16 protein-coding genes are annotated in these 14,509 nt (G+C 34.3%); 2 read left to right on the forward strand and 14 right to left on the reverse strand.

The window, feature by feature from the left end; all coding sequences use genetic code 11:
• Positions 1 to 36: 36 nt before the first annotated feature.
• Complete coding sequence (locus ACMKPP_RS08355) at positions 37 to 1,230, reverse strand: aminotransferase-like domain-containing protein (RefSeq protein ID WP_418369595.1); 1,194 nt, start codon at positions 1,228 to 1,230, stop codon at positions 37 to 39.
• A 151-nt stretch (positions 1,231 to 1,381) separates the two neighbouring features.
• Positions 1,382 to 2,119 (reverse strand): TVP38/TMEM64 family protein, encoded by a 738-nt coding sequence (locus tag ACMKPP_RS08360; protein ID WP_288580144.1) that lies wholly within the window; start codon positions 2,117 to 2,119, stop codon positions 1,382 to 1,384.
• Positions 2,120 to 2,365: 246 nt separating this feature from the next.
• On the opposite strand from ACMKPP_RS08360, the gene ACMKPP_RS08365 reads away from it, so the two are divergent.
• Positions 2,366 to 2,758, forward strand: coding sequence for a thioesterase family protein (locus ACMKPP_RS08365; RefSeq protein ID WP_004692969.1), 393 nt, complete (start codon positions 2,366 to 2,368; stop codon positions 2,756 to 2,758).
• A gap of 144 nt (positions 2,759 to 2,902) precedes the next feature.
• Here the strand turns inward: ACMKPP_RS08365 and ACMKPP_RS08370 are convergent, their stop codons facing one another.
• On the reverse strand, positions 2,903 to 3,925 hold the full coding sequence (locus tag ACMKPP_RS08370; protein ID WP_004697304.1) for a branched-chain amino acid aminotransferase: 1,023 nt from the start codon (positions 3,923 to 3,925) through the stop codon (positions 2,903 to 2,905).
• Positions 3,926 to 4,210: 285 nt separating this feature from the next.
• Between ACMKPP_RS08370 and ACMKPP_RS08375 the strand changes: the two genes are divergently transcribed.
• A complete protein-coding gene (locus ACMKPP_RS08375) occupies positions 4,211 to 4,873 on the forward strand; it encodes a fumarylacetoacetate hydrolase family protein (RefSeq protein WP_418369596.1) in 663 nt (220 codons plus the stop codon).
• A 172-nt stretch (positions 4,874 to 5,045) separates the two neighbouring features.
• Here ACMKPP_RS08375 and ACMKPP_RS08380 read toward each other — a convergent pair whose 3' ends face one another.
• The 11 genes from ACMKPP_RS08380 to ACMKPP_RS08430 all read right to left on the reverse strand — a co-directional run bounded on the left by ACMKPP_RS08380 (position 5,046) and on the right by ACMKPP_RS08430 (position 14,139).
• On the reverse strand, positions 5,046 to 5,543 hold the full coding sequence (locus tag ACMKPP_RS08380; RefSeq protein ID WP_195394927.1) for a methylated-DNA--[protein]-cysteine S-methyltransferase: 498 nt from the start codon (positions 5,541 to 5,543) through the stop codon (positions 5,046 to 5,048).
• 102 nt (positions 5,544 to 5,645) lie between these two features.
• Positions 5,646 to 6,425, reverse strand: coding sequence for a protein-ADP-ribose hydrolase (locus ACMKPP_RS08385; RefSeq protein ID WP_195213249.1), 780 nt, complete (start codon positions 6,423 to 6,425; stop codon positions 5,646 to 5,648).
• A 108-nt stretch (positions 6,426 to 6,533) separates the two neighbouring features.
• A complete protein-coding gene (locus tag ACMKPP_RS08390) occupies positions 6,534 to 7,301 on the reverse strand; it encodes a putative quinol monooxygenase (protein ID WP_418369597.1) in 768 nt (255 codons plus the stop codon).
• 14 nt (positions 7,302 to 7,315) lie between these two features.
• Positions 7,316 to 7,801, reverse strand: coding sequence for a prolyl-tRNA synthetase associated domain-containing protein (locus ACMKPP_RS08395; protein ID WP_418369598.1), 486 nt, complete (start codon positions 7,799 to 7,801; stop codon positions 7,316 to 7,318).
• A gap of 123 nt (positions 7,802 to 7,924) precedes the next feature.
• On the reverse strand, positions 7,925 to 8,947 hold the full coding sequence (locus tag ACMKPP_RS08400) for a DMP19 family protein (RefSeq protein WP_118091496.1): 1,023 nt from the start codon (positions 8,945 to 8,947) through the stop codon (positions 7,925 to 7,927).
• Positions 8,948 to 9,073: 126 nt separating this feature from the next.
• Positions 9,074 to 9,652: a hypothetical protein gene (locus ACMKPP_RS08405; protein ID WP_418369599.1), complete on the reverse strand. Its 579-nt coding sequence runs from the start codon at positions 9,650 to 9,652 to the stop codon at positions 9,074 to 9,076.
• A gap of 196 nt (positions 9,653 to 9,848) precedes the next feature.
• Positions 9,849 to 11,360 carry an SMI1/KNR4 family protein gene (locus ACMKPP_RS08410; RefSeq protein ID WP_418369600.1) on the reverse strand — a complete coding sequence of 504 codons (1,512 nt, stop codon included), beginning with the start codon at positions 11,358 to 11,360 and terminating at the stop codon, positions 9,849 to 9,851.
• 43 nt (positions 11,361 to 11,403) lie between these two features.
• On the reverse strand, positions 11,404 to 11,862 hold the full coding sequence (locus tag ACMKPP_RS08415; protein ID WP_278466704.1) for a glycosyl transferase family 4: 459 nt from the start codon (positions 11,860 to 11,862) through the stop codon (positions 11,404 to 11,406).
• A gap of 20 nt (positions 11,863 to 11,882) precedes the next feature.
• Entirely contained in the window at positions 11,883 to 12,281 is a 399-nt protein-coding gene (locus ACMKPP_RS08420; protein WP_302010214.1) for a bacteriocin, read from the reverse strand.
• A 28-nt stretch (positions 12,282 to 12,309) separates the two neighbouring features.
• On the reverse strand, positions 12,310 to 13,371 hold the full coding sequence (locus tag ACMKPP_RS08425; protein WP_418369601.1) for an ankyrin repeat domain-containing protein: 1,062 nt from the start codon (positions 13,369 to 13,371) through the stop codon (positions 12,310 to 12,312).
• A 123-nt stretch (positions 13,372 to 13,494) separates the two neighbouring features.
• Entirely contained in the window at positions 13,495 to 14,139 is a 645-nt protein-coding gene (locus ACMKPP_RS08430) for a DUF4304 domain-containing protein (RefSeq protein ID WP_302010238.1), read from the reverse strand.
• Between the last annotated feature and the right edge of the window lie 370 nt (positions 14,140 to 14,509).

Raw genomic sequence — 14,509 nt, forward strand, 5'->3', positions numbered from 1 at the left:
ACATTGTATCACGTTATATCAAAAATTATCAATATATTACTCACCACAAAATTCTTTAGTTAACCCGCCGAGAATTTCCATCCCCTTTGTAATTTCCTCTACTGTTGGCACCGTATAACTCAAACGAAATGCATGGCCTTCTCCTGCCCCATCTGCTGCAAAGGCACCACATTTAATAATCCCTACATTGCGATCCATACAAGTTTCAAAGAATACATCACAATCTACATCCTCAGGCATCATCATCCATGCAAACATACCACCTGTAGGTTGTGTCAAATGAACTTTAGAACTCGCATACTTTTCAAAAGCGTTAAGTAAAGCCTCACATTTCATTTTATATACTTTTCGTACATTATCTAAATGAGCATCGTAATCAATGGTATCAAGAACCTTCGCTACCACCTTTTGAGTGACTAATGGCATTTGTCCTGCCGTATTATTCTTTAATGCTTGAATAGCCTCAATTACCTTGGCCGGACCAAATAAAAAGCCTACACGCAAGCCTGCAGATAATGTTTTAGAATAAGAACCTGCATATAGAACGCGGTCTTCTGTATCAAAGGATTTAAATGTTGGGATATATTCGCCAGCAAAACGAATTTCACCATATGGATCATCTTCATAGATAAATAAATCATATTTAGATGCAATAGCATAAATCTCCTTACGTCGTTCTAAAGGCATAGTAATGCCTGTTGGATTCTGGAAGTTAGGAATTAGATAAATATATTTACCTTTACCAGATTGGACCGCTTTTTCTAATTCGCTTGGAATCATACCGTGCTCGTCAGTTTTAATACCTAATGCTTTACCACCCATGTTACGTACAGAATTGATTGCACTAGTGAAAGTGAATTCATCCATGTATACTTCATCGCCAGGTTCTAATACAGTAATCGGTACAAGACCTAATAATTGACCTGCACCATTGGAAATAATGAGACCTTGTCCTTCTGGATTCATCTTATGAGTTTGTACTAAACGTTCTAACGTAAGTTCTGCTAAATGTGCATCACCTTGCATTGGACCATATTGTAAAAGGCTCATAGGATTGGAATGAACCGCTTCATCAAAAGCCTTTTCGATAATCTCTACAGGAATCGCTTCAGGCGCAGGATTACCAATACCAAAACTAATAAATCCTTCCACGCCTACACCACGTTCAAATACTTCACGAATAAAATTAGGTCCTTTTAAGGTTACACGTTCAGGAAGAGAAAAGCTCATACTATCGCCTCTTTCATATATACTATGTAGAAAACACTTCTAAGTAGAAAATATTACTAACATCAAAAATTAAGAATATTGCATTATTAAAACGTAAGCAGCCTATAGTTAATTAGTTATTTTGTAATGCCTTACCTAATTAGACTTTATATTACGCATTAGGATCATGCTCTTGTTCCGCATTTTTCTTATTAATATAGTTCTTATATACTTTCCAAAGAATGAAGTATACAATACCTGCAACAAGAACAATAATTCCTAATCGTCCCATATTTTCTTGGAAATTTACAATATCTGTACCAATAGCTACTTCTAAAGCCGTAGATGGGAATTTACCAATCAAGTTTGCCAATATATAATCTCTAGGTTTGATTTTACTAATGGCCCCTAAGGCGGTAATGACCCCAGATGGAAAATACGGTAAGGATCGTGCAAATAACATGACCACAAAACCATTTTTACCGGAAAAATCATCTACTTTCATCAATACCGTACTCTTAGCAATCAACTTGTCCGCTGTATCACGTAAGAAGTAACGCATAATATAAAAGCTAATGACTACACCAATTGTTTCAGCCAACCAAGAAATAATAATCCCTGGCCACATACCAAATACTAAACCATTAGCTGTAGATATGAAAATTGACGGTAAAAAGCCTACGGCGTTAACAAAAATATCGAGGACCATACTCACCAACATGGCCATAGGGCCAAAACTTTGAATATACTCCGCTACTTCTTCCATAGAGCCACTTGTTGCTAAGTGCCACATGGTCGGATAAAACGTAGGATCTACAATATTTATAATAATTAATAAAACAATAAAACCTATGCCTGCTATTAACTGTACCCAACCTTCACCAGAAGGTTTTAAATTTCTTTTACTCATATATACCTCGTATAAAAAAGACTAGCTTCATTATATCACGTATTCTATAGAACAGTTATAACTAGTTACATTTCTTTAATTTTAATCTGAATAGCTTTTTTAATATATTTAAAATTGATAACCGATATAGCATTAGAGGTGTATACATATATCTATAAAATATGTATCATTACATTAGCATAAAAATTATCGAAAGATGTATAATACTATTATAACGAGAATTTTCTTAATGAAAGAAGGTATAATATGGTATCAGCAGGTCAAACAGCTACGGCTACTGTAACAGTTACAGAATCTAATATTGCTAAAACAATGAAATCTGGTTCTTTAGATGTCTTTGCCACACCAGCCATGTGCGCTTTAATGGAAGAAGCGGCTCAAGCAGCAGTACAACCATACTTAGAAGAAGGTGAAGGCACTGTAGGTATTGCTTTATCCATCACCCATGAAGCCCCTACTCCACTTGGTGCAACAGTAACAGCAAAAGCTATTGTAAGCGCCGTAGAAGGTCGCAAAATCACATTCGATATCGAAGCTTCTGATGGCATTGGTATTATCGGTCGTGGTACACATGAACGCTTTGTCATTAACAACGAAAAATTTATGGCTAAAGTGCATAGTAGAGCAAACGCTAACTAAATATAGCTAGAATATTTATCAATCAAAATCATTAGTTTACTAATATCTTTAGCAGAATAAAAAACGGCATCTATCATACGGTAGATGCCGTTTTTATATACTTTCATGTTTGCATAATTAAATCATATTTGCATAGTTAAATAATTAGCAAATTTTAACTACCCAGCCTTCAGGAGCTTCGATTTCACCATGTTGAATGCCAAGTAATGTGTCATATAATTTTTTAGTGATAGGACCCATATCATCCATGCCAGCAGGAACATTAATAGTGCCTTCTGGAGTATCGATTTGACCTACTGGAGAAATAACAGCCGCTGTACCACAAAGACCAATTTCAGCAAAGTCTTTTAATTCATCTTTATGAACAGGACGATGTTCTACAGTCATACCAAGGTAGTGTTCTGCTACATACATCAAAGAACGACGTGTAATGGATGGCAAGATACTATCAGATTTAGGTGTAACTAATTTACCATCTTTAGTAATAAAGATGAAGTTAGCACCACCAGTTTCTTCTACATGTGTACGAGTAGCCGCATCAAGATACATATTTTCTGCATAGCCTTCATTATGAGCATCAGTGATAGCATACAAACTCATAGCATAATTCAAACCAGCTTTAATATGGCCAGTACCATGAGGAGCTGCACGATCAAAATCAGTAATACGAATTTTGATTGGTTTAGCACCACCTTTAAAGTAAGGGCCTACTGGTGTTGTAAACACACGGAATTGATATTCATCAGCAGGTTTTACACCGATAACGGAGTTTGTACCCATCATGTAAGGACGAATATAAAGGCTTGCACCATGACCATATGGAGGAACAAAGTCTTTATTTGCTTTTACAACTTCTTTTACAGCTTCGAGGAAACGACCTTCAGGTAATGTAGGCATTACAAGGCGTTCACAGGATTGATTCAAACGTTCTGCATTCAAATCTGGACGGAAGCATACGATGTGACCATCTTTTGTATAGTATGCTTTCAAACCTTCAAAAACAGTTTGAGCGTATTGGAATACACCAGCACATTCATTAAGGACAACGTTAGCATCAGTAATTAGACCACCTTCGTCCCATTTACCATCTTTATATGTAGTCAAATAACGGTAGTCGGTTTCTACATAACCAAAACCGAGATTATCCCAATCGATATTCTTGCTCATAACAATAACCTCCATTTATATTGATATACACTTAATCTTATCACTATCATCTTGTATTTTCAATAGATTCTATAGAGATGATAAATTATATATACAGATATAGTATCTATTAAGATATATCATCTATATATAGGTAACATATTAATAGATATGTATATTATCAAATAGGCCCCTAGCTATACTATCGTTGAATATAAAAATTGTTTTTTACAGTATAGCTACCGCCCTATTTATATTATAATAATTTCAGATATACATTATCTTATTTTACTAGAGGTCCCTATTATGAACGAAAATAAAAATTTTTTAATTCCTAATCCTAAAAGTATCATTTGTATCGGCCTTAACTATGCTGATCATATTGCTGAAACTAGTCTAGCTACACATAATTTTCCAGAAATCTTTATGAAAACATCAAATGCTCTTGCAGGTAATCATGATACAATTACTATTGAAGACGAAACTTTCCATTACGATTATGAAGGAGAATTAGTTATCATCATCGGTAAATCTGGTAAAAACATATCTCCTGAAAAGGCAATGGAACATATCTTAGGCTATACCATTGGTAACGACGTATGTGCCCGTACATTACAGTTTAGAGGTTCTCAATGGATCCTTGGCAAATCGCTTGATCACTTTGCTCCTATTGGTCCTAATATTGTATCTCCTGATGATTTTGACTTTGAAAGTGCTACTATTACGACAACAGTAAATGGTGAAATACGTCAACAAGCAAAGCTAGAACAAATGATTTTTAAGCCTTATAACATTATTGCCTTCTTATCAACATATATGACACTCCAAGAAGGTGACATTATCTTTACAGGTACGCCTAGTGGTGTAGTATTAGGTAAAAATGAAAGTAAGTATTCTTGGTTAAAACCAGGAGATATTGTTACAGTTTCCATAAGCGGTATTGGTACCTTAGAAAACAAATTTATTTAAAATAAGTACATTGTAAAAGTATTGTATTTGCTCATATTCTAATTATTACGATATCTATTTACATTACAACTAAATATATCTAAACACAAAAAAAGATTACTTCTATATATGTCTAACTATACATAGAAGTAATCTCTTTTATTATTATCTATGTTTTATATTTACTATTACTTTATTTATGCTCCGACTCTAGGTCTAGCATATATTTCTTGCGTTCAATGCCCCCTGCATATCCTGTTAACTGGCCATTACTACCAATAACACGGTGACAAGGAACGATGATAGAAATTGGATTATGCCCTACAGCCCCTCCTACGGCTTGAGCAGAAAATTTCTCTTTACCTTGTTGCTGTGCAATTTGTTTACCAATATCTCCATATGTTGTAGTTTCACCATAAGGAATTGTCTGTAATATAGACCATACGGATTTACGGAACTCTGTACCTTCTAACTGGATAGGCGGTGTAATAAAGGGCTTTTTACCATTAAAGTATTGATTTAGCCACATAATTGTTACTTCAAATGGACCTGTTAGTTGCTCTATATACTCCGCATCATCATAACTAGGTGCATGAGCTTCATCAATAAAAAATAAATCTGTTAAGTATGATAATGTACCAAGCATAATCATTGTCCCTAATGGACTTTCATAGGTATATTTATAGTTCATAGTACATTAACTCCTTCTTAAGATAACAAATCATTCAATACCTTTTGTATGTCATTATTAAATGATACAGCATTTTTATGAATTTCAAAAGGAGTATGTTAGTTATCCCAATAGTTTGTTGTAGATGTCATAATCTATATCCTTAAATACGTTAAATACCACTTGTATTTTACTATTTGTTTCTTTTAAATACCTACGTACCGTATCGATAGCAATTTGGGCCGCCAATTCATTAGGAAATCTAAACTCACCTGTAGAAATGCAGCAAAATGCAATGGACTTCAAACTATAAGCATTAGCTAGCTCCAAGCAAGATCTATAGCACGATGACAATTGTTCTTTTTCTAAGTCTGTAACAGTATCATAAACAATAGGCCCTACCGTATGGATAACATGACTGGCAGGTAAATTAAAACCATAGGTCATACGAGCTACACCTGTCTTTTCAGGCATATCCATATACTCAGTCATCCTAGCACAGGCCATACGTAACTCAATACCAGCAAAAGTATGAATGGCATTATCAATACATTTGTGATTCGGTAGAAAACAACCGAGCAACTGCTCATTAGCTGCATTGACTATAGCCTTTACCGCTAGACGCGTTATATCCCCTTGCCACAAATATATCTGAGGTTCTCGCTCTTCCATATCGTTAATCGTAACGATGCCTTTTTCATGAGCCAATGTATTTAAGTATTCATCCTGTATCTTCATCCATTCCGCGGGCATGGCTCCTGCTGGACGAATATTACATAGTGCTCTAAATAGAGTAAATTGTTCTTCTTCATTTACGGGAATATCTATATGTTCGTTATATTTCTCTTTATATTCTGCTACCAATCCCTCTAAAAGATAGCTCAATCGTTCTTGTTGTGTCATATATAACTCCTAAATAGAATTAACTAGATTATAACCTATTATATAGCAAAAAACTGCTAGCACATAATATGCTAGCAGTAACTTTACTGATTAGTATTTTATCAAAAACTAAGGTCTTACAAAAGCTTGTCCACCATGGTTAACGAGGATATCCCCATCTAATACTTTAGTAGTAACCCCTTGTAGACTACCTTGGATTTGGCTCATCATAAAGCGATAGCCTGGACTATTCAAGTGTTTAGTAAGGGCTTCTTGATCGCTATAGATTTGAATGACGTACCAGCGATTTTTTGCATTTCTTTCACGAAGCACATAACCAGCCTTATAACCCGCATCATCCCGAACGGCACGTTCCATATCGAGTTGATATTGTCGTTGTACCGTATCGATTTCATTGCTATCAACAGTAAACTCAGTTAAGGTCACCACTGCCTTACCATCATTTACGATAGATAATGCATCTTTCTTTTCAAATAAAAGAACAGACTGTACATCGTACATCTTACGATTTGTTAATTTAGAACCAACTTCATTAACAAATGCTTGATAATGGTCAGATTTGCGATGTGTTTCAATAGCTGCTAAATCTTTATAGATTTCAACTACATAAGACTCCGAAGGATTACCCTTTACATGCGCCACATTCATGGACAATGTATTAGGTTCTTTTTCCATAGATGCTGTCAGATTAGCTACACCTACACTATTATAAGTTCCTTGTAACTCTACAGGTACTTCGAAACGATACATACCTACGCTAGGTGCAGTATCTACAGATTGATCTCGTTCCATAACAAGAGCTGCAAAAGATGTGCTTACACCTAATACGGCAATAGCAGATGTTAATACAATACGTTTTAACAAATTTTTGTTCATAAAAGACTCCTAAATCACAATGTAATATATTCTAATATTGTACCATGCTCTTCAATGAGTTTAACTAGTTCTTTACCTTGAAGCCACACAGTCGCATCATTTTGGTTCGGATGTATGCCGATTAAATTATTCTCGTAGTCCGCGTCAATATAGTAATGGACCTTGCGTTCCTCATCATGGAGCAAGCAAAATGGAGATACGTGACCTGGTTTAATCTTCAATATATTCCATAGCTCTTCTTCAGAGCCAAAGGAAATCTTTTTCAACTTATGGTCCTTACGGAACTGTTTTAGATCCACACGCTTTGAACCACGAACGGTAATTAAATAGTAATGCTCTCGTTTATAATCTCGTATAAATAAATTCTTCGCATCCCACTCAGGATAGGGCAACTGCACATTTGGCTTATCGTCCATACTAAATAATGGTGCGTGATCTGTAATTTCAAAATCGATATGATGGTCACGTAAACAATCATATACGCCTTGTTTATCTAACATGTAATACCTCTAATATATCGTTTCTACTTGGTGAAAGTTACTACATAATAAAATCGATTAACATAGTGAAAGTACCAGTTGTACCGGTTACATCGATTATATCTTGTTAAATATATCCCAAGCTTATTCTGGAATCGTATAGGTACCATCAAATACAAATAATTCAGGATGTTCATGTACGAATGTATCTTCATAAATTCCATCATATTCATACACTACATCATCTTTTTTATCGAGAAAATCGAACAATTCCTCTTCATTTTCCCAGTCTTGTAAAATAGTCCATCGTTCAGCTCTATCAAATGGAACTGAACCACCAAAGTAATCGATAACTGATTGTAAATTATCTGCTAGCTCATCCATCTTGAAGAGGCGTAAGCCAGCAAGAGCATCTTCCCATACAATGCCTGTTGAGTTATATAAAAATTGATGATGACCACCATTATTGACCTCGGCAAAATACCAACATATTGCATTGAGGTATCGTTGCTCTAAAGTGAAAGGTTTTCCAGATTCTAAATAATCATCGTAAGAACCATATATATTGATAGACCAATACATGGGCTCATTAATGGTCCACATATCATCTGCAGATTGGATTTCTTCAATAGTAATGGTCCGATGACGAGGTACACCTTCTCGTTTCTTCTTTTTCTCTGCTACATAATTGCTATAAGCTTTACATAACTCAGGATACTCTGCTTCACACTGTTCAAAGTCCATCTGCATATAGCACATATCAATGACTTCAAAACAGTACGATTTTATATCATCCAGATTCTTTTCCTGAGCTAAACGTACGCCCTGATCTACTAATCTTAGCATCTGTTTCATAATATCTGATGTATACGATTCATTATTGTCTGAAGCAATGGCTCCATACGCATAGGCACAACGATAATACCACACCGCATCACGATATTCTTCATCAATAGACTCTAATACCTTAATTGCCTCTTTTTCATTGCCATTATTATTATAAGCTCTACCGAGCTCACCTAACAGAGATATAGATAAGTTTTCTATGCCTACACTAGTTAACACATCAATAATAGTTTTTACATTTCCAGTATCATTAAGCTCTTTAACAGTTTGTAATTGCTCACTTTCAGAAAAAGATAAAAACTGTTCAACAGTCATAGACATACAATACACTTCCCCTCATATTATCAATATGTATATGAACTCATCTTAGCATAATAATAACAAACAACACAAAACAATAAATTACAGATTTTAAAATAATAGTTTATGACAAAAAAGACTATTTAACTAGCTACCAAGCCATACAACAAATACAGGAATACCTTCATCATTATCGTCAATATCTTCAATTTCATCAGCTTCAAATTCGTGATCATCATAGACTAGATTTTCAAAGAATACATGATCACCGAGCTCTTTATTGGCCATTAAGTTATGTATCTTGAAAAGAAGCTCTTCAGTAGTAAAGTACTGACCATTATCTGCTTTAAGGCGAGCATAGATTTCAACTTGCCACATATCATCTTCTTTATCGTCTTCTAGTAATTCATCTACCTCGTATAAGTGTTCATTAGGGTGAAGCTGACTTTTGCTTTCAATCCAAGCTTCATAGCTTACAAAAATTTCAGGCTCTACTAATGGCGGTAAATTATCAGGATTAACTTTATGCTCTTCTAAGCATGTATAAAACTCCTTAGCAAACTCTTCTTTAGTATAGGTAGTTTTATTAAAAACCCAGGGAATTCCCTTAAACTCATGATAATAACCTTCATATATTTTATTACCATCTTTATCAACACCAAGATATTCAATCTTTTTCGTGTTCTCATTTTTGTTAAAAAGGTTTTTGATCATTTCAAAAATCATAATATAATCCTCCTTGTAATCTTTTAAACAATGCTTTGATTTTATTATACCTAACATATTTCTCAATATTCTACATTAATCCCCTATAAAATAACGTAGCCCGAAGCACAAAAGTATATAATTTCTACGTATATAGTAAAAGCCCCTCGCATAGCGAAGGGCTAATCTATTATTTTCTTATATTGTTTTATAATAACTAGCTACCACAAACAATGAAGAATACAGGTATGCCATCTTCAGTATCTATAAGTCCGTACCCCTCACATTCATGACCTTCGTATTCAATGCCTTCAAAGAATACATGATCTCCTAATTCTTTATTAGCCATCAAATTGTGCAATTTAAAGAGCAATTCTTCTCTAGTAAAATATGTACCATTATCCGCTACAAGATGAGCCATAATTTCTACCTGCCACATGCCATCTTCTTTATCTTCTTCCAGCAATTCTTCATCGGTAACACGTTCATTATTAAAAAGTTGGTCTTCACTTTCAATCCAAGCTTCATAGGTTACTAGAATTTCAGGTTCTTCTAATCTATCGTCGTCATCTGCTTCATTATCTACATATTTCTTTACATTTTCATTGTATTCTTTGGTAAACTCTTCTCTGCTATATGTTTGCTTATTAAATACCCAATGCACTACATCATATGTAGGATAGTTATCCTCTTCGCGTTCATTAATGTCTCCAGTAGCTTTACCTTCTGTAGTAATTTTACTATTTTTCTTATCAAATAGATTCTTAATGGTATCAAAAATCACAGGGTAATCCTCCTTGTAATCTTTTGGCTTGATTTGAGTTAATAAGTATTTTACAACTTCGCAACACCAGCCCAGCTGTTTATCTAAATGGGACTCTTTCGCCATTTTCATACCTGCTTCTATTAACTGTAATGCTTGCTGCACATGTTCAGATTCGTAGCTTTCACCACATCCCAAAAATGCATGAGCATAGCCACAACGATAATACCAAGACCAATCGCGATATGCCTCATCAATACGATTAAATAAATCAATAGCCTCTGCTGCGCGGCCATTATTGTTATACATACGTCCTAAGGTGCTTAACAGTATAGGAGACAAATTATCGATACCCATATTAGTTAACAGTTCCATCGCACGCTTGATATCAATACCCTCTTGTTCATTAAGGAGCTTAACCTTTTCCGCATCACTTAACGATTGAAACTCTTCATCCGTAATTTCTTCTATACTGATATATAAGTTCTTAATAAAGTCACCAAAATTATCTGCTAAGAGAGTAATTGAATAATCACCTTCTTGGTCTACACGTACAACCTTAGGTTCACCGCTAGGACCACAGTCACGATAATCAAGGAAAATCATATCGTGACCACCAGAAATCGTATCGGCTACAACGACACCGATAGGGGGATATTTTACTTTCGAAATCCAAAATTCATTCCCCATCTCACCTAAAAGAGAGTATTTTTTATCTCTATCGATGCCATATATTCCTGTTATATATACACAATCGTCATCATCATTAATAAAACAATTTTTCTTTACTACACCACCATTATGGTTTTTAAGTAGCTCAATATATGCAGCAGGCAATGTATAACCTAATTCTGCTTCAGCTGCTTTAATATCCTTATCAGTAACCGGTTTACCAATATAGGATTCAAATGCATAGTCAACATCGTTCCAAAATCCAGTCCAATCAAAGTCTTTCAGATTACTCATAATACCCTCTCCTAGTTTAAACCGATATAATCTAAATTCTTAATTACTCATTTATAGAATAAGTTTTGATTAAAGCTTTTACCTCATGTCGTATCAAAATAGTATCTACAATATAGGAAATAATGATATAAGGAGATGCATTTATAATCGCTATAGGCGCTAATATAATTGCTACCCATAATAGATCCAGAGGATATGCATACCACTTAATATCTATGGTATTTAAAATGGGTATCACATAGTCTATCACACTTAATTCCCATTGCATTAACGGATTTAATTCCTCACTTGTTCCTACTAGCCAAGCGAAAATAACCCCAAAAAGCAAAAAATATAATATGCCAACGGGAATTAATATCTTCGCCCTCTTTTTTAATAGATTACGACAAATCTCATCTTCTTCCTCCGGTGCTATATCATATAACATATTGCACTGAATCTGAATGCGTCTAAATCGATAGCGAATATACTTATACAAAATGTTATTCGGTGTATATAGCATAATAGGCTCCACAGTATCCTTTACAGGCTTTCCATCTTCGGTCTTAAATCTAGTACGACTTCCCAATCATCTAATGATGGAGCCTTATGATGTGCAATAAATTCTTCTATAATCTGGAATACCTCTTGAGGGCCTAGCTCATTTTTACCGTATATGATAGCGCCCTGCTCACCATCATTAGTTACACTAAGCTCTATATGTAATAAATCGGTATCTTGATCACTACAAACTTGCACAAAGTTATACATTTTATTATCTATCGGAATTGCATTTGATGGTGATATGACTACAAAATCCTGTTCTTGATCCTCAATAGCGTAGAGATTTTGCTCAACCTCATTCAAGGTAATCCCTTCATACTTATAGTCACCTACATCAATTGACCAATCTGTATAGGCTTTCTCAACGGCATCTACCATATGTATCTCCTCAACTTTACAATATACATTAGAATAAGGTTTCTAATTGACCTGACATATCTGCCATAAACTCATCAAACTTGCAAAGTTCTCGTAACTCTTGATGCTCTATATCATAACAACCAATCTTTTTAGACCTAGGATCCCATACAATTTGCCAATCGTTATACTCGCCTAGCTCTTTAGATAAACGCAATAGGTTACGACGACCTACTTTAAATGGAATTGTATTAATTAGAGGGAAAAATTCTATGGATATAAAATCAGAATCTGGCAATTCAAAATAGAGATTATCTCCCTCTAAAAATAATACTAACGCCTTTGGTAGTTTAAATGATTTTAATTGATCCATTTTATTCTGTAAATCATGATACTCAGCTGGTTCTAGATTTTTAAAATACTCAGCCATTTCCATATCGCCCTTTTCAACAACAATGCTATAGGGACGCATGCCATCCTTTTCCGTGATAGTCACATCAGCGCCATGTTCTACCAAGTATTTGCACATTTTTAAATCTACGTACCGAGCAGCTACACATAGTGGAGTTGGCTTAAAAGGATATACAGAATCTGGTTTATTATAATTAATATCTACACCATGATTGATAAAAAAATCTAGGACCTCATAATTTCTATCTGTAATAGCATTTCTAAAAGCTGGACCACCATATTTCTGAACTGTATGGCCTAAGTCATGAATTATCTGTAAGTGCTTATATTGCTTACCATATAAGGCAGCCTGAAAAGCATCTACTTTCACACAATTTAAAGCATGTATATTGGCCCCATGTGCCACAACGTATTCGATAATCTCTTTTGTTCCATATCGCACGGCTAATAAGAAACTTGGATTTTCTTCTTCATTTATATCTGCACCATGTTCAACTAACCATTGAACACTTGGTAAACAATTCATTACTAACGCCAACTCTAGAGGGGAATACTCACTGTACTTACCCAATTGTATAGGTTTATGAATATCCCAACCATCTACTAATGCGTTTTCTAAAGCTATAATATTTCCTTTTACGATATCTATTACTATTTCAGGCACAGCTTCAAATGTACCTAAATCTTTTAACTGTATCATGTCTCTCTCCAAAGAACTATATTTTTAAAATGATTATCACTAATTACATTATATTATATTATATTATATTTATAAGTATGAGTGTATAGTAAAAGCCCTTAGCATATACGAAGGGCTTAATTATTATTCTATTTCAATTCCATTAAGATATGCAAATTTAATCATAGCAGAGCCATAAAACTCTCTTTTATCTAATGAAATATTTTCTTTTGGCATGTCTTTCAACTGATTATAAAAGCCAATATATCTAGTTTTTAACTTATCCTTTTGAATTATTTTATTAAAATACTGTTGCGCTTTGGCTTTTCCACCAAAATGATAAATATAATACAGTAGATTATGATTGATTAAATCTCCATCTATAAGCTTTTCAATATTGCGTTCAATATCTTCAAAATCCTCAAATAATGGTATGATATGTTCTTCGAGCAATTTACTAACTTCATCAACCGTATATTGATAACTTGCACCTGCTAATTGATACCAGTGCCATTCATTTCGATTTAACAAACGCCCCAATTCTCCGCCATAAACAAAACCGTTATGAATTTTAGCTTTTGTCATGGATTTAGAGTGGATTGTAATATGTGGAACAAATTCTACGCTATATGCATAGTTATTTCTATTGGCCTGAAAGTATATCTCAAAAGTAAGGTCTTTATTTTTAGATGATTTCTTTAACTTCTGACCTTTACTAACTACCTTAAAATCAGGGAATTTACTTGCAATCTCTTGCCAAGCTTTTTCACATAATTCTCTAGGTTTCATGATTATAAAAGTACTCCCCCCATATTATATGGTTAATTATTTTATAGATTTCCCTCAACTACTATAACAGTGCCAATCCTTCCAACTTGCTGAAGAGTCAGATATATCAGTAATTTTTAGAGGATTATAATCTAATCGTATGTGCTCACATAATGGTGCATTAAGCCTAAGCTCCATATACTCTTGTTTTTTATAATCCACTGAATTTAGCCATACTATTATAGTTCACTCCATAAACTTATAAAACAAAATATTAAAGTGATGCTTCATTTCTGGTGAGCAAAGTCACTGCCTCAGCCGTAGGCTGTTTCCAATCATTCTTCACTAATTACATTATATTACATTTATAAGTATGAGTGTATAGTAAAAG

It is taken from the genome of Veillonella parvula (assembly GCF_048309325.1).
In the GTDB taxonomy this organism is placed as follows: Bacteria; Bacillota; Negativicutes; order Veillonellales; family Veillonellaceae; genus Veillonella; species Veillonella parvula_T.